This is a genomic window from Pseudorhodoplanes sp. (assembly GCF_050250235.1).
Lineage (GTDB): Bacteria > Pseudomonadota > Alphaproteobacteria > Rhizobiales > Xanthobacteraceae > Pseudorhodoplanes.
In genome coordinates this window covers 1-15627 of sequence record NZ_JBFWPA010000136.1, presented here as the reverse complement: position 1 = coordinate 15627, position 15627 = coordinate 1, and the positions used below count along the sequence as shown (strand labels likewise).

Here is a 15627-nt window from a genome sequence, read left to right as displayed (position 1 = left end):
CTGTCGGGTCCTCAATCAGCTGGCTCACAACGCCGGCGCCGCCCTCGGTAGCTTCGTTAGCCAGGACGGCGCGACGATTATCGCGGGCTGGCAGCGGCTCGCCAAGAACCTCGCCCTCTTCCAGTTGGAAGACCACCTCAATACCCCGCATGAGGGCGTGTTGGACCGTCACGATCGTCTCGGGCGCATAGCTTCCGGGCTCGATGAAACGGAAGAGCAGCGCATTCTTGTGGTCTCGAACGATCGGGACGATCCGAACCGGCTTCAACACGTCCGGCGGCGAATCGGTATCAGAATCCTCGTCGTCGGCTTTCGCCCAGTAGCCACTGCGCGGGTCGATATAGAAACCGAAGACGGTCTGATTGGTCCGCCGCTTGAGCCCCTTGTTGATGCGGCTGATCTCGGCGCTGTTGGCGTATTGCAAGGTTAGAAGCGAGGTGTCCTCGCAACGGAAGTCGGCCTCGGTGATCTGAACTCGTCCGTCTCGCTTCGGCCAGGAAAACACGGTCTGAACGTCAAAGCCTTGGCGGACGCGCTCCTCGTCGTTCGCTGTGATCCGTTCGGCTGGCGCCGCCTCGACGTTGTCGATCCTGAGTGTCCTCTGTACGGGGACCTCTCCCGCCATCGGACTGTTGCACGCATGGCAGCGCTCGACTTCCGCGTCGTGGCAGGCGCCGCAGTTCGAACAGATGAAGATGTCCCGGGTGGCGAGTTCCGCTCCATCTCCGGTTCGGACCTCCGGCGGAAGCTTCGCCTTCATCACCCGATAGGCGCGGCCTTCGTGGTAGATCAGACTGCGCGGCCCGAACTCCGAAATGGCCAGGAAACGGGCGCGCTGAAGGAAGGAGCCGGTTTTCCCCTCGCCGGGGATGAAGGCGTAGAGCGGGAGACGCGGGAAATTATATCCCGGCAGGAAGCCCTCCGTCGCGAGATAGCGATAAGAATAGAAATCCGAGCCGTTGGAGGCTTTGCCCTGTTCAAGAATGGCGATCTGATCGCTCGCCTGCATCTGCGCGGCCTTGATTTTGCGGCGATCCGCCGCCGAGAGGCCGGTGATTTCCGAGCGGGCGTTGGCCTCCATCAGTTGCGTTCGCGCTGAATTGTAGAGTTCCCGCCAACGCTCGAAGGCGCGGTCGAACTCCTGGGGCGCGCGTTGCGCCACCTGGGTGACAAAGTCGTCCGGCTCGCTCATCCAAGCCGGCTTCCGACCTACAACCGAAGCAAGGATCTGATGGAGAACCCGTTTCATGGGACCATGCGCCGCCGTTGCCAGCTCAGGACGGTCGATAACGTCGTGGATCTCCGGCTTCAGCGGATAGCCCGTCTCCGTCAGGTCAAGGATTTCCGGAATGTCTGGCGACAAGGCGAGCTTCGCTCCGGCAAGCCAGACTGCGTGCAGATGCGAGCGCACGAGTTCTTCGTTGGTGATGTCGAGCGCTGGCGGGCGGACGACGCCAGCGACCATCTCATTGCGACGTTCGAAGAAATACTGGTCGTGCGGTGACTGAGCCGCGCAATAGGTCACGATCACGGCTGCCTGCCCGGAGCGGCCGGCGCGACCGGCGCGCTGAGCATAGTTCGCCGGCGTCGGCGGCACGTTGCGGAGATAGACGGCGTTGAGGGCGGAAATGTCGACGCCGAGTTCCATGGTCGGCGAGCAGAACAAGGCAGGCAGGAACTGCTCGGAGTCTCCGGCCACGCGGAGCTCCGCGACGTTCTTTGCGAGATTTTGCTGATCTTCTTTCTCGTACCGGAAGCGCCATTCACGATATTCGCGCAATCTCTGAGAAACTTGGGCCGTGTGTTCGCGACCTTCGAGGCCCCAGAAGGCGCTGTGCCCCTCCTTCAAATCGGCGGCGATTTCATTGTAGAGGTCGTGGAAATAACGGTTCCCCTGCGCCGCGCCCTTCCGGATAGCCTCGCCGGGCACGATGCGAACCGCCGACGGCGCTAGGCGCCAGCCCTGGAGATCTGTTTCGATGTCGACGCGGGAAACCAGGCCTTCGCTGGCTAGAAGCTCCATCAGGCCAGTCATTGCTGCCAGATAATCCGCCTTGCCGAGCTTGGTCCCGATAACGCTCTTGCGGTTGATCAGGCGTCCGATGCGGGAATTGTGACCGGCGCGAACGATCGTCTGCTCTTCTCGCAAACTGACCCGGTCCTTGCCCGGAGCCTGGAGAAACAGGGCCGTGCGGCTTCTGGGCATCTCTTTCGCGTCGATAGCCCACGGCGCGCGAAGGAGATTTCGCGACTTCTGTGCAACGGCGTCGAGCTCGGTCAAATCCAATGCTTCCGTCCCGACGGCCAAACCGTCGAGCATGGCGCCTAGGAGCAGCTTCACCATCCCCTTGCGCGCAGCGATGTCGAGCGCGCCAAATTCCGGGCGGATGGCCGCAAGCCGCTCCGTATCTGCCGCGATGTCGTCCAACCCAATGAACGCAACGTCGATGAGATCGAGCACAGAGAGGCTTGGGTTGGTGTAGCGCCATCCTCTGCGCAAGTCCGTCCACAACCGATGAGCAAGGACCTTGGCGAGGGAGCGTTGCGCATCCTCCCGGATCACGGCGCCAGCCTCGGGATCTTGCATCCAATGAATGCGGGCTTTCTTGTTGCTCGCCGTGAAGCCGAGCGCCTTTACGATCCGCAGACCGAACTCGTCCTCGGCCATGCCATCGGCGCCAGCGTCCAACACAGCTCGCAGGATCGCCCCGCGCAGGAGGCTGACGAACAGGAAGTCGTTGAAGTGACCGGCCTGAAGCGCGGCATCCTGCCGGTTGTCGGTGAAACCAAGAAGCTTGCGCTTCTCCTTCGGGACGCCACTGTCATGCCCGTTCATCCATTCCAGAGCGGTTGAGACCAGAAGCGTGGTCGCCGAACTACGGCCCTCGCCAGACAGGCCGGCAAGCTTGGTGCGCTCCCGCATGCTGGGGTGTGGCTGATCGAGGCAGCAGGGGCAGAACCCGAACTTGCCCGGTATGAACCAGAAGCTCTTTCCCGTTGAATGGGGGCGGCCGTCGGGAGCGACTGAAATCATCTGCGGCGCCCGAGCTTTCCTGTTCGCGCGCAACCTCTCGACGCCGCTGCGCTCCTCGCGCCAGTCTTCCGGATAGGTTTCGACATCCCCCGTGAAGGCGTAATCGGCATCGCCGTCGCCGGTGGGCGTCAAATAGCCCGCAGCATCATCCTCCTGATCATTGAGCGGTGCATCATCGATGTTCCGCGGAACAAACAGAACACCTTGGCTGTCCTCGGTTCTGGTGACGACATGAACCTCGTGCCCACACTCCCGGCAGAAGCGGGTTGGGTAGAGGCGATGGCCTGGCGCGTTTGGGTCTTCGAGCTGCCCCTCGAACAGAACATTTCTCGGCTTCTCGGTCAGCGTGGTGAAAATCTCCCCCGCGCCCGAGATGAACTGGTGAAGTTTGAACGCCAGGAAGGCGCCTGGCCCCAAGCCGCCTCTGTCCTTTTCCGGGAGGCTGACCCGAGTGAGAAAGCCTTCGAGGCTGCTTCGGCAAATCTCGACGTCAACGCCGCTGTCGCCCGACAGCAAAGCGACGGCGTCCCCGAACGGGATGGGCTTCTTGCGCTTCAGTTCCTGACCATCTTCCAGACCGATCGCCAACTCGGTCCAGATGGCCAAGGGGTGCCGCCTCAGGGCCTCATCGGTCAGCACTGTCGGTAGCGCGGATGTCAGGACTGGTGCAAGCTTCCCTCGTACATCGTCGAGCTTCAGTCGATCGTCCGTCGCGCGTTCGAGCGACTCGTCGATGACTGATTCCGGCCCGATGGACGCCCCGAAAAGACGCGACGCAACGTCCGCCACGGCCTGCGTACGGTTGGCATCCGAACCTTCGCTCGCCATGGTAGCCGAAGTCCCGATGCAGATCGGTGCCTTGTCCGGTGTGCAGCGATTGCGAAGACGCCGGACGAGAATGGCAACGTCGGCGCCCTGGCGACCGCGATAGGTGTGCAGCTCGTCGAGAACAATGAAGTCCAGACCGCTTGCGTTCTCGATGACCTTTGTGTCGAGACTGTCCTGTCGCGTCAGGAGCAACTCGGCCATCATGAAATTGGTAAGCAGAATATCCGGCGGGTTGTCCGCGATCCGCTGCCGTTCCTCCTGGTTCTCCTGGCCGGTGTAGCGCCGTACCACCGGCTTGATCTCGGAGGGCAAACCGGATTGAGAAATGAACTTATCGATCTCATTGATCTGGCTATTGGCCAGTGCGTTCATCGGATAGACGATGATGGCGTTAGTCCTGCGCGCCTTGCCCGCCTTCCGCGCACGAACGATCGCGTCGACCACCGGTACGAAAAAGCAGAGCGACTTGCCTGAGCCGGTTCCGGTCGTCACCACAAAACTCTGGCCCGCTCGCGCCTTGGCGATGGACTGTGCCTGGTGGCGATGGAACCGCAGAGGCGATGGACCAAACCGGAAGATCTTGCCCGTCGCTTCGTCGAGATCGCCGGAGGCAACCAGGTCATCAATGGTTGGCCCTTGAAGAAAGCGAGGATTGATAGACAGCAGGGCATCGGGCCAGAAGCGCCCTGCGTCGTATTGGCAATCGATCTCTGTCTTCAGGTCTTCAGATCGAACAGTGCTGAAAGACCGAGAGAAACGGGCGTAGGAATCGATAAGACGATGGTCGAATTCAAATGCTTTCATCGAATTCCTTGCAAGCCTCCCTTAAACTCTCGTGTCGTTGAATCCCATTCAATCAGGGTGCGTCAGCATGGAGAATGCCAAACGCATGCGCGTTATCTCAATTCTTTATGCTACTATCGAATAAGTCTCTCCCATTCTCGAACCAAGTCTCTGCACGATCAAAATGGACATTAGAAATCGGCGCGTTGAGACTCGCGCGAGAAATCGTAATATTATGATAGGAAATTCCGCAGCGCTGCCTAGCAGAGACCCTGCATCACTCGAAAAAGCGCGGATATTGCGCCACTTTTTTTCGTCACACGGAGATCGCCTGAAGAGACCGGCGTCGCTGGCTGATGACGCAGCAATATCTAACCCAGTCTCCGTCTGAATTTCGCGGATAACAGCGAAAAATACAGGGAAATTTCGTGAATCCACGACAAGCAACGCAAACTTACGGCAAATTCAGAGGACATTTGACGGGCTTGCAGAGAAATTCCCTACGCGACGAAACAGGGAAAAAATCGGAACAGATCAGTGAATATTCGGTGTCAATTAGACATTATCAGGGATCCAGTGTAAGCGTCCATTTCTCACACGCTTGTTGTTCGGCTGATGGACGCGATCTGTTCTCGCTCTCGATTTGCAAATTGGGAGAGCGAGATGGCGGAGGAGCAGCGATCGTGGGCGCGTCAGCACGAGGCATTCTGGCGCGCGCACCATGAGGCGTGGAAGCGCAGCGACTTGAATCAGCGACAGTATTGTGAGGTTCATCGTTTGCCGCAGAAGGCATTTGAGAACTGGCGCCAGAAGTTCAGAGCCGAGCCCCAACCGCCGGAGCGCAAGCTGCTCTACCGCCGCCGCCCGTTAAGTCCTCCCTTAAGTCCGCCTGCTAGTCCTCCCGTAAGTCCGGTGACTTATCCCTCCTCGTGGTTGGAGGGCCCCATTGTTCCGCGACCGCGTGAGGGGCATCGGCGTCGGTTCAGTGATGCGGACAAGCGCCGCATCCTCGAAGAGATGGCGCGATCAGGTGTGAGCGCCGCCGCGGTGGCGCGCCGGTATGGCATCGCTCAACGCGTTCTCCGTCGATGGAAGCAGGAGCTGGCTACTGCGCCGACGTTCGTCACGGTGCAGATCACAGATGGAAGTGTCGCTCGTGACGAGGAGCGCGCACCATGACGGCATTGCTTCCCCAAGGTGTGAAGGTGCACCTGGCGCTGGGCTACATCGATATGCGCAAGGGCATCGACGGGCTCGCCATGCTGGTGCAGGGCGTGCTGCGGCAGGATCCGTTCTCCGGCCACCTGTTCGTGTTCCGGGGCCGCACCCGGGCGAACCTCATCAAGATCGTGTTCTGGGACGGTACCGGGCTGTGTCTGTTCACCAAACGGCTCGAGCACGGCGTCTTCCTGTGGCCGCCGAGCGTCGATCCCGACGAGACGCTGTCGTTGACCTCTGCGCAGTTCGCGCTGTTGATCGATGGCGTCGATTGGCGTGCGCCGGAGCAACGGTGGCGTCCGGCAATCGCGGGCTGATCGCTGCGGCTCTTTGACTCACGGATGCGTTGTTCGGTGAGAAGGCGCGCGAGTCAGTTACACTCGCGCGCATGGACATCGATCTTGCCGCCCTGCCGGACGATGTGAAGATGTTGCACCGCTTGGTGCGCTCGCTCGCGGCCGAGCGCACCGCCGCTCTTGTCGCAGCGCAAGCGGAGATCGAGCGGCTGCGGCTGATCGTGCAGAAGCTTCAGCGCAGCCAATTTGGGCGGCGGTCCGAGCGGCTCGATGACGATCAGCTGCAGTTCGGATTCGAAGACCTCGAGGCCGATCTTGCGACGGTCGAGACCAGACTTCGGCCAAGTCGTGAGAAGTCGTCCCCGTCCGCATCACGGAATGACCAGCTACGCTTCCCGGCAGCGCTGGAGCGCGAGGATCGGCGGATCAACGTCGAGCACGATGCCTGCCCTTGCTGCGGCGGTGCGCTGCATATGATCGGCGAGACCGTCACAGAGATGCTCGACCATGTGCCGGCGCGTTTGCGGGTCATCCGTATCCGTCGGCCACGTTACGGCTGTCGCGCCTGCGGCACCATCCATCAAGCGTCGGCTCCGGAGCGCCCGATCGCCAAAGGCCTGGCCACGCCCGCTCTCCTCGCCCACGTTCTGGTCTCCAAGTACTGCGATCATCTTCCGCTGTACCGCCAGAGCCAGATCTTTGCGCGGCATGGCGTCGAGCTGAACCGCTCGACCCTCGCCAACTGGGTCGGGGGAGCGGTCTGGTGGCTGGAGCCCCTGCACGCACGGCTCGCCGAGCATGTGTTCGCCTCGCAGGTTCTGTTCGCCGACGACACGCCGATCCCGGTGCTCGATCCCGGCCGCGGCCGCACCAAGACCGGCCGGCTGTGGGTCTACGCTCGGGACGATCGGCCATGGTGCGGCACGGACCCGCCGGCGGTGGTCTATCTGTACAGTCCGGATCGTCGCGCCGAGCGTCCTGCGGCGCATCTGCAGCGCTTCACGGGCACCGTCCATGTCGACGGTTATCCCGGATTCGATCGGCTTCCCGCCGCCGGCCATATCCAGCTGGCAGCGTGCTGGGCCCATGCACGGCGCAAGTTCTACGAGGTGCACCAGGCGACCGGCTCACCCGTCGCAGCCGACGCGCTCAAACGCATCGGCGAACTCTATGCGATCGAAGCAAGCATCCGAGGCCAAACCGCCGAGGCACGCAGGAGCGTTCGCCAGAGCCGAGCGCTGCCGCTGATCGCAGCGATGAGGGACTGGCTCGAGGTCGAGCTCAACCGGCTCCCGCCCCGCGGTGGTGTTGCCGATGCGATCCGCTATGCCCTCACGCGCTGGACCGCGCTTTGTCGGTTCCTCGATGACGGCCGTATCGAACTTGATAACAACACCGTCGAACGCGCCATCCGGCCAATCACGCTTGGCCGCAAGAACCATCTGTTCGCCGGCTCCGACGGCGGCGCGCAGCGCTGGGCGATCGTCGCCTCATTGCTGGCGACCGCGAAGCTCAATGACGTCGAGCCCTTCGCCTATCTTCGCGGCGTTCTCGAATGCCTCTCCGACGGCTATCCGATGCGCCATCTCGACGACCTGCTGCCCTGGAATTGGACCCCACTCAAGGCCGCCGCCTGACCGCACGCGTCAGCAATGGACGCTTACGCCGTCGTAAGGCCGTACGTCCGCATCTGTTGGCGAGGTGGCTCGCCCTACACTGTGCATCCGAGGGTTGCTCGGGCGCGCCGAGCCGATCCTCATCACAGGAGGACGAGCCGTGGTGGATTATACGGACAGGGAAGCTTTTGTCGGAGTCGATGTCGCGAAGCTGAGGAACGCGATCGCAATTGCGGCCGCCGGTCGGGAGGGAGAGGTTCGTTTCTTCGGCGAAGTTGATGCATCGGCACCCATGTGCGATCATCAGCATGAGCAACCGCCTGTAGAAGCGGCGCGATCTTCTGCGCTTCAAACCTTGACTGCGGACATCAGAGCGTCGATTCCTCACACACTTGTTCTCGTTGATCTCGGACGCGATCTATTCTCGCCGGCAATTTGCAGGTGAGGAGGTCGGGATGGCATCGAACTGGATTGCGTTGCGGGTGCGCTATGGAGAGTCCTTTTGGCGGGCGCATCATGAAGCGTGGCGCCGCAGCGAGTTGAATCAACGCGAGTATTGCGAGGTTCACAAGATTCCGCTGAAGGCGTTCGGCAACTGGCGTGCGCGGTTCGAAGCGGAGCCACAGCCGCCGGAGCGCAAGCTGCTGTATCGGCGCGGCGGCGTAAGTCATAGGCTTAGTCATGGCGCAAGTCATACGCTTAGTCATATGACGGACGGCCAGCCGATGGCGGGGCCGATCGTGCCGCCGGCCTGCGAGGGCCATCGGCGCCGGTTCAGCGAGACGGACAAGCGCCGGATTCTTGCGGAGGTGATGCGCCGGGTGCGAGCCTATCCGAGGTGGCGCGCCGCTATGGGATCGCAGCGCGCGTGCTATTCCGCCGGAAGCAAGAGCTGACGGCTTCTGCCGCGCCGATGTTCGTTACGGTAGAGCTTCGCGTCTGACTTTTCTACGTCGACGCGACAGCGGATTGGAGTTTAAACTCTTGGCCGATTGCCCAGATGAACCCAACCAGCTCACGCGCTATCGCGGCCGCCACTACCTGGCTTTTCTTTCCCCGGGAACTCAGCCTGCGATATCGCCCGCATAGTCTCACCTGCGCTTTCCAGGGATCTCGGGAAGCGAGCCGTTGCGCCGGGTCAAACGCACGCCGACTTTAGCGCGTAAACGATAGCATCAAGCGGCTTCGAGAAGATGGCTGCGTACAATGGTGTTGCCGGTTTTGGTGGTCCCCCGTGTCCAAGACGCTCAAGATGGCGATGAAGGCCGTAACCGGAGGGCCCGCCTCCTGCACGAATTCGAGGCATCCGAAACGATCGTTGAGCCGACGAACAATCCTGTTGACGGCGTCGATGGTGTTCACAATGGATCCGAATGACCGCACTTCACCGTCTAGACCGGCTTCTGCAACCGCGATCGAAATGCGATCTTTGTGCACATCAAGTCCGACAAAGCCGCTAAACTCCGCCATGGTCCGTCCTCCTGTGCTTGAGGCAAGGCGTCCTCGTGGCGCAATCCTCGAATCAACACAGACAGCTTGAGGGCGGAGGTTGGCCGCCCAGGACGGTCATCTCATCTATGACGTGTACGAGGCGACCGGCTCGCCAATCGCCGCCGAAGCCCTGCGCCGTATCGCCGAGCTCTATGTGATCGAAGCGCCGATCCGCGGCCGCTCCGCCGCCCAACGCAAGAAGTTGCGCAATGCTAAGTCGCGACCGCTTATCGCGGCGATGAAGCCTTGGCTCGAGACGCAGCTTGCGCGTATCCCTGGCCGCGGCGGTCTGGCCGACGTTCGTCGCCGAGGTTGACCTTTTGCATGTCGCTGCCAATGCATCAACTTCGCCGAAGAAACGAACCTCTCCCTCCCGACCGGTGGCCGCAATTGCGATCGCGTTCCTCAGCTTCGCGACATCGACTGCGACAAAAGCTTCCCTGTCCGTATAATCCACCACGGCTCGTCTTCCTATGATGAGGATCGGCTCGGCGCGCCCGAGCAACCCTCGGATGCACAGTGTAGGGCGAGCCACCTCGCCAACAGATGCGGACATACGGCCTTACTAAGCGTCATGCCTGCAACGTCGTGCTCTTCGAGATGAGAATTAGTAGGTAGCCCCTTCGATAGGACTTCGGCAAAATTCGGTCAGACACCGGCACACGCACGATCAAGCTTGCGCCCCTCGCTTGAAGTTGATTGAAAAGCTAGCGCACGCCATCGAACCTGGAATCTCGATGAGCGTGCTCGCTGTGGCTCATACGAAGAAAATTCGCTTCTCAACTAGCCGAGCTCCAAAACGGCTCTCCTCGTTTTTGCTCTCGGGGCTTCCCCCGGCAGGCCGTAATGTGATAGCTATTCTCGATAATGAATAACATTCACGATTTTACAGACGTCATTCATGAACGCCTCTACTGATCGACATACAGCTCCAAAAATAGTTGGTGCTGTCGCCAATGCGATTTCAATCTTAAGATTGCTCGCGCAGTCAAAGGATTCTGCGGGGGTGGCGGCCATTGCGCGCGATACCGGCATCAGTGTCAGTACCTGCTTCAACATTTTGCGCACGCTCGCAAGCGAGCGTTTAGTGGCTTTTGATTCGCATGCAAAAACTTACCGCATTGGCATAGGAGTTCTGGAGTTCTCGGTGCCTCTGCTGGGAACAGGTCAGGCCGACTTGATCTTGCCCGAACTCCAGCGGCTTTCGGAAAAGTACAAGAGCCTGATCTGTCTCTGGCAGTTCACCGAACGCGAGCGCATCGTGCTCGCCGATCGCGTGTCGACAGCACGCACCGTTCGCATTGACATGCCTCACGGCTCGCGACTTCCTGCGTATGCGGGCGCCGTAGGGCGTTGCTACGCAGCCTTGCGCGATCTGCCACGCGCACAGCTGAAGAAGCGCTTCGAAACAGTGAAATGGCAAGCACCACCAACCTTCGAGAACTATGACAAGGAGGTACAGCGCGCTAAGCAACTGGGGTTTGCTTTCGACTTCGGACGACTCTTCATTGGACTTGAGATCGCCGCATCCATCGTCTCCGATGCGACAGGAAAACCGCGGCTCGGTATAAGCGGCATCAATATCGCCGGACAGCTTGCTCGACCCACGATGGAGCAACTCGCTGTTGATTTGCGGAATTCGGCGGACTGGATAAGCGAAACATTGTTCAGTGTATCTCGACCGGTTCGCGAGTCTAACCGGCGCGTTGCCGCAGGGTGTTCAACACCGCGAAATCGTGGGAGACGACCATGAAAAACGCGGCCGATATCTGGGCCTTTGACGACTTTAGACCCGGGTCGAAGTTTGAAGAGGTTTCAATTTCGCTTGATGCCGAGCGTATTGCGGGCTGGACAGCGATCTACGGACACCCGCAAGTATCTGATCGGATACCATCCGGAATGCTCGTTGCAGCGATGATGGAAGCATACCTGACGGCGATCCAGCCACGTCCGCCGGGCAACATCCACGCCAGCCAGAAGCTGAGTTTCAGCAATGCTGCAAAGCCGGGCGACCAGCTAGGCGCTGAGGTTTCCTGCGTGGAAAAAACGCTGCACAAGGAGCGTCGTTGGATCACATTTGGAGTCACGCTGCGAAACAGATCGCTGATCATTCTACGCGGTGAAATCCACACCATTTGGTCCAGGTGAGATTTGCGATGCAACAAGACACAGAGACTACGCTGCCCAACGAGCTGAAAGTAATAAGCATAGATACCAACGCGCATGCCGTCCGGCGCTACGCGGAGCTCACGCATGACCTTAACCCGATCCATCTAGATTCTGACTTTGCTGCCACAACCCCGTTCGGTGCACCTATCGTCCATGGAACGATGAGTCTGAACCTCCTCATTGAAGCTATTGAGAGAACATTTAAAGCCATGCCAAGCAGCCTCGAAATGGAGGTTCGGTTTTTGCGGCCGGTAACGGTCGGAATGACGATTCGAGCAAGCGGAAAGCTGCTCGATGTCACAACTGGAACGTACGAGGTATTCGTCGAAACGGAAGCCGGTATGCGCGCTATAGAAGGAACCTGCAGCGTGACGATTGCTCGCCCGTTTCTAAAGGAGAAATGATGTGAACAAGAGCACAATGCTAGATGGCAAGGTAGTTGTCATTACCGGTGCGGGGGGTGGCATCGGACGTGATATCGCACTTATGGCGGGAGCGCACGGCGCAAAGGTCGTTGTCAACGACATTGGCGCAAGCCTCGATGGACGAGGGAAGGATAGCGAGCCAGCTGAAGGCGTTGCGGAGGAAATTCGCAATGCCGGCGGGACTGCTGTTGTAAGTCTAGACAGTGTCGTCGACACAGATGGCGCCCAGAACATTATACGTGTTGCGGTCGATGCATTTGGCTGTGTCGATGGCATCGTCAATAATGCTGGAATTTTGCGTGATGCCTTCTTCCACAAGATGACGGATGAGGAGTGGGATCGCGTCCTCAAGGTGCATCTGTATGGGAGCTATAATGTGAGCCGTGCTGCCGCTCCCGTCTTCAAACAACAGCAGACCGGCAGCTTGGTTCACATGACCTCGACCTCCGGGCTGGTCGGCAACATTGCCCAAGCGAATTATTCGGCCGCGAAGCTTGGAATCGTCGGACTTTCCAAATCCATCGCTCTCGACATGCAGCGCTTTGGTGTGCGCTCTAACTGTATCGCGCCGTTCGCTTGGAGCCGCATGATCAGCTCAATCAAGGTGGATTCGCCAGAGCAGCAAGAGCGCGTGGCGCGGCTCCAACAAATGACGCCGGCCAAGGTCGCGCCACTTGCGATCTATTTGCTATCTGACCATGCCCGTGCAGTGACTGGCCAGATTTTCTGCGTCCGCAACAATGAGATCTTTCTGTTCAGCCAGCCCAGGCCAGTTCGGTCTGTCCAGCGACAGGATGGTTGGACTCCGGAAGGGATTGCAGATCATGCTATGCCGGCACTCTCCGCCAGTTTCCACCGAATGGAAGTCTCTGCAGATGTTTTCTCCTGGGATCCAGTCTGACCTCAAAAATAAGACGAAGAGTTCCATATGCGCCGAGCCGCTATTGTCAGCCCACTCCGCACGCCAGTCGGTCGTTTTGGCGGCACTTTGAAGGATGTGTCCGTCGAGCAGCTTGGCGCGACAGTCGTCCACGCAGTGCTCGACCGAACAAAGCTCGATCCAAAAGTAGTCGAGGATGTTGTGTTTGCCCAGTCCTACGCAAATTCCGAAACGCCTTGCGTCGGACGATGGATTGCGCTGGAGGCGGGCTTGCCGATTGACGTCCCCGGCATGCAGCTAGACCGGCGGTGCGGGGGCGGCCTCCAATCGATCGTGACGGCAGCGATGATGGTGCAGACCGGCGCATGCGACGTTGTGATCGCCGGCGGCGTGGAAAGCATGAGTAATATCGAACATTATACTACTTCGGCACGCTGGGGGACGAGATTGGGGTCGGCGATCTTATACGACCGGCTTGAGCGGGGACGCGAACGCTCGCAACCAGAACATCGCTTCGGCCATATCTCGGGTATGATCGAGACCGCAGAGAATCTCGCTCGCAAGTTTTCGATCTCTCGCGAGAGAGCGGATGCCTATGCTGCGCGTAGCCATCAGCGAGCAGCGGCCGCTTGGGCAGACGAGCGGATGGCAACCGAAGTAGTACCTGTCAGGTTACTACAAAAGCGAGGTGAGGTCTCAGCCTGCGTTGAAGACGAAGGCATCCGTCCTGACACAACGCCTGAATCTTTGGCCAGGTTACGTCCAGTACAGACAGGCGGCACGGTAACAGCCGGCAATGCAGCGCAGCAGAATGATGCCGCGGCCGCCTGCCTGATCGTCGCTGAGAATCGCCTCGAAGCCTTGGGCCTTTCTCCACACGGCTTTCTAGTCGGCTGGGCAGCGGCCGGGTGCGAACCGGCCGAGATGGGAATCGGACCAGTGCCAGCCACCGAAAGGTTGATGCAACGCACCGGTCTGTCGCTCAGAGATATGGATCTGATCGAGATCAATGAGGCATTCGCCTGCCAAGTCTTGTCCGTCCTCGAAACCTGGGGAGACGTCGATGAGGAGCGAGTGAATGTCAATGGCTCGGGGATCTCGCTCGGACACCCGATAGGTGCGACAGGGGTGCGCATTCTCACAACCTTGCTCCATGAAATGCAGCGCCGGAAATCTCGTTATGGACTAGAGACCATGTGCGTCGGCGGCGGCCAAGGTGTCGCAGCGGTATTCGAACGCGCCTGAAACTTCTCGGAATACCGCGGGGCAATCGGGCAATCACACTTAACGAGCTTAACTTTGCGTCTGTCGTCAGACGGGCGATCCGACTGACTGCGTCATGAACTAGTTAAGTCAAACGGCCGACCAAAGCTTGGCGCCAAGAAGCTGACAGGAGCTAATCGAAGCCTTGTTCGGCGGGCAAACTCATACCAGTTCACTAGTCAGCTTTACCGACGGTATTGCGAGGACACAGTCGGGTTCTGCTTCTTCAACTCGCAGAGCACTCAGACGAGGCCCGCTCTAGAACCAAGTCGCACTAAATCCCACAGGATCACGTCATTACAACCGTTTTCTATGATGCGCTTCGAATTGCCCTAAGCGCACTCAGATTACTCGTTTCACGGCTCAAACTCACTTTCCCAATTCGTCGGCGAGTTCGGGCAAAGCCTGATAGAGATCGGCGACGAGGCCGTAATCGGCGACCTGGAAGATGGGCGCCTCCTCGTCCTTGTTGATGGCGACGATGACCTTGGAGTCCTTCATGCCGGCGAGATGCTGGATCGCGCCGGAGATGCCCACCGCGATGTAGAGGTCCGGCGCCACCACCTTGCCGGTCTGCCCGACCTGCCAGTCGTTCGGGGCGTAGCCGGCGTCGACCGCGGCGCGCGAGGCGCCCATCGCCGCCCCGAGCTTGTCCGCCACCGGCTCGATATATTTGGTGAAGTTCTCGCGGCTCTGCATCGCGCGGCCGCCGGAGATGATGATCTTCGCCGAGGTGAGCTCCGGGCGCTCGCTCTTGGAAAGCTCCTCGCCAACGAAGTTCGAGATCGCCGGCGCCGTGGCCGCCTTGGCGTCCTCGATCGCGGCGCTTCCGCCCTCGCCCGTCGCCTGGAAGGCGGCGGTGCGCACCGTGATCACCTTCTTCTTGTCCTTCGACTTCACCGTCTGGATGGCGTTGCCGGCATAGATCGGACGCTCGAACGTATCCGGTCCGTCGACCTTGATGATGTCGGAGATCTGCATCACGTCGAGCAGCGCCGCGACGCGCGGCATGAAGTTCTTGCCCGAGGTCGTCGCCGCCGCGACGATCGCGTCGTAGGGCACGGCGAGCGACACGATCAGCGCCGCCATCGGCTCGGCCAGCGCATGTTCGTAAGCCGCGTCATCGGCGACAAGCACCTTGGCGACGCCGTCGAGCTTCCCGGCCGCTTCCGCAGCCGGCCGGCAGCCCTTGCCGGCGACGAGCACATGGACGTCGCCGCCCAGCGCCTTCGCCGCCGTCAGCGCCTTGTTCGTCGCGTCCTTGAGCGACGCATTGTCGTGCTCGGCGATCAACAGCGTGGTCATCAGAGCACTCCCGCTTCGTTCTTCAGCTTGCCGACAAGCTCGGCGACCGAGGCGACCTTCACCCCCGCCTGCCGCTTCGGCGGCTCCGTCGTCTTCACCACTTCGAGGCGCGCCGCCGTGTCGACGCCGTAGTCGCCAGGGGCCTTCTCGTCGATCGGCTTCTTCTTCGCCTTCATGATGTTGGGCAGCGACGCATAGCGCGGCTCATTGAGGCGCAGATCGGTGGTCACGATCGCCGGCCGGTTGACCTTCACCGTCTGCAAGCCCCCGTCGACCTCGCGCGTCACCAGGAACGCCGCGTCCTCGACGACGATCTTCG

At 60.2% G+C, this 15627-nt stretch carries 14 protein-coding genes and 1 pseudogene; 11 read left to right on the top strand and 4 right to left on the bottom strand.

The window, feature by feature from the left end; translation table 11 throughout:
* On the bottom strand, positions 1–4354 hold a 4354-nt coding region (locus AB7F49_RS32475), incomplete at its 3' end, for a DEAD/DEAH box helicase (RefSeq protein ID WP_428529968.1).
* Between the two features lie 906 nt (positions 4355–5260).
* Here AB7F49_RS32475 and tnpA (AB7F49_RS32470) point away from each other — a divergent pair.
* The 5 genes and pseudogenes from tnpA (AB7F49_RS32470) (at position 5261) to tnpA (AB7F49_RS32450) (ending at position 8671) form a co-directional block, all read left to right on the top strand.
* Positions 5261–5824, top strand: coding sequence for an IS66 family insertion sequence element accessory protein TnpA (gene tnpA, locus AB7F49_RS32470; RefSeq protein ID WP_428529967.1), 564 nt, complete (start codon positions 5261–5263; stop codon positions 5822–5824).
* A complete protein-coding gene (tnpB, locus tag AB7F49_RS32465; RefSeq protein WP_428529966.1) occupies positions 5821–6180 on the top strand; it encodes an IS66 family insertion sequence element accessory protein TnpB in 360 nt (119 codons plus the stop codon). Before tnpA (AB7F49_RS32470) ends, tnpB begins: the two co-directional genes overlap by 4 nt.
* Positions 6181–6251: 71 nt before the next feature.
* Positions 6252–7796 (top strand): IS66 family transposase, encoded by a 1545-nt coding sequence (tnpC, locus tag AB7F49_RS32460; protein WP_428529970.1) that lies wholly within the window; start codon positions 6252–6254, stop codon positions 7794–7796.
* Positions 7797–7917: 121 nt separating this feature from the next.
* Positions 7918–8061, top strand: a pseudogene (locus tag AB7F49_RS32455) (IS110 family transposase); the annotation flags it as partial.
* 169 nt (positions 8062–8230) lie between these two features.
* Complete coding sequence (tnpA, locus tag AB7F49_RS32450; protein ID WP_428529965.1) at positions 8231–8671, top strand: IS66 family insertion sequence element accessory protein TnpA; 441 nt, start codon at positions 8231–8233, stop codon at positions 8669–8671.
* A 259-nt stretch (positions 8672–8930) separates the two neighbouring features.
* On the opposite strand, the gene AB7F49_RS32445 is transcribed toward tnpA (AB7F49_RS32450), so the two are convergent.
* Positions 8931–9245, bottom strand: a complete 315-nt coding sequence (locus AB7F49_RS32445; protein WP_428529964.1) for a hypothetical protein — start codon at positions 9243–9245, stop codon at positions 8931–8933.
* Positions 9246–9324: 79 nt separating this feature from the next.
* Here AB7F49_RS32445 and AB7F49_RS32440 point away from each other — a divergent pair, with 79 nt between their 5' ends.
* The 6 genes from AB7F49_RS32440 to AB7F49_RS32415 all read left to right on the top strand — a co-directional run bounded on the left by AB7F49_RS32440 (position 9325) and on the right by AB7F49_RS32415 (position 13985).
* Complete coding sequence (locus AB7F49_RS32440; protein WP_428529963.1) at positions 9325–9582, top strand: IS66 family transposase; 258 nt, start codon at positions 9325–9327, stop codon at positions 9580–9582.
* A gap of 585 nt (positions 9583–10167) precedes the next feature.
* Complete coding sequence (locus AB7F49_RS32435) at positions 10168–11019, top strand: IclR family transcriptional regulator (RefSeq protein ID WP_428529962.1); 852 nt, start codon at positions 10168–10170, stop codon at positions 11017–11019.
* Positions 11016–11414, top strand: coding sequence for a MaoC family dehydratase (locus AB7F49_RS32430; protein ID WP_428529961.1), 399 nt, complete (start codon positions 11016–11018; stop codon positions 11412–11414). Before AB7F49_RS32435 ends, AB7F49_RS32430 begins: the two co-directional genes overlap by 4 nt.
* An 8-nt stretch (positions 11415–11422) precedes the next feature.
* A complete protein-coding gene (locus tag AB7F49_RS32425) occupies positions 11423–11839 on the top strand; it encodes a MaoC family dehydratase (protein ID WP_428529960.1) in 417 nt (138 codons plus the stop codon).
* Between the two features lie 16 nt (positions 11840–11855).
* On the top strand, positions 11856–12761 hold the full coding sequence (locus AB7F49_RS32420; RefSeq protein ID WP_428529969.1) for an SDR family oxidoreductase: 906 nt from the start codon (positions 11856–11858) through the stop codon (positions 12759–12761).
* Between the two features lie 27 nt (positions 12762–12788).
* On the top strand, positions 12789–13985 hold the full coding sequence (locus AB7F49_RS32415; protein ID WP_428529959.1) for an acetyl-CoA C-acetyltransferase: 1197 nt from the start codon (positions 12789–12791) through the stop codon (positions 13983–13985).
* Positions 13986–14372: 387 nt separating this feature from the next.
* On the opposite strand, the gene AB7F49_RS32410 is transcribed toward AB7F49_RS32415, so the two are convergent.
* Entirely contained in the window at positions 14373–15308 is a 936-nt protein-coding gene (locus AB7F49_RS32410; RefSeq protein ID WP_428529958.1) for an electron transfer flavoprotein subunit alpha/FixB family protein, read from the bottom strand.
* On the bottom strand, positions 15308–15627 hold a 320-nt coding region (locus AB7F49_RS32405), incomplete at its 5' end, for an electron transfer flavoprotein subunit beta/FixA family protein (RefSeq protein WP_428529957.1). The genes AB7F49_RS32410 and AB7F49_RS32405, both read right to left, overlap by 1 nt.

Coding starts and splice junctions, on each gene's coding strand:
- AB7F49_RS32415 (WP_428529959.1), top strand. CDS start 12,789: ATGCGCCGAGCCGCTATTGTCAGCCCACTCCGCACGCCAGTCGGTCGT.
- AB7F49_RS32410 (WP_428529958.1), bottom strand. CDS start 15,308: ATGACCACGCTGTTGATCGCCGAGCACGACAATGCGTCGCTCAAGGAC.
- tnpA (WP_428529967.1), top strand. CDS start 5,261: ATGGACGCGATCTGTTCTCGCTCTCGATTTGCAAATTGGGAGAGCGAG.
- tnpB (WP_428529966.1), top strand. CDS start 5,821: ATGACGGCATTGCTTCCCCAAGGTGTGAAGGTGCACCTGGCGCTGGGC.
- AB7F49_RS32425 (WP_428529960.1), top strand. CDS start 11,423: ATGCAACAAGACACAGAGACTACGCTGCCCAACGAGCTGAAAGTAATA.
- AB7F49_RS32435 (WP_428529962.1), top strand. CDS start 10,168: ATGAACGCCTCTACTGATCGACATACAGCTCCAAAAATAGTTGGTGCT.
- AB7F49_RS32430 (WP_428529961.1), top strand. CDS start 11,016: ATGAAAAACGCGGCCGATATCTGGGCCTTTGACGACTTTAGACCCGGG.
- AB7F49_RS32420 (WP_428529969.1), top strand. CDS start 11,856: ATGCTAGATGGCAAGGTAGTTGTCATTACCGGTGCGGGGGGTGGCATC.
- tnpC (WP_428529970.1), top strand. CDS start 6,252: ATGGACATCGATCTTGCCGCCCTGCCGGACGATGTGAAGATGTTGCAC.
- tnpA (WP_428529965.1), top strand. CDS start 8,231: ATGGCATCGAACTGGATTGCGTTGCGGGTGCGCTATGGAGAGTCCTTT.
- AB7F49_RS32445 (WP_428529964.1), bottom strand. CDS start 9,245: ATGGCGGAGTTTAGCGGCTTTGTCGGACTTGATGTGCACAAAGATCGC.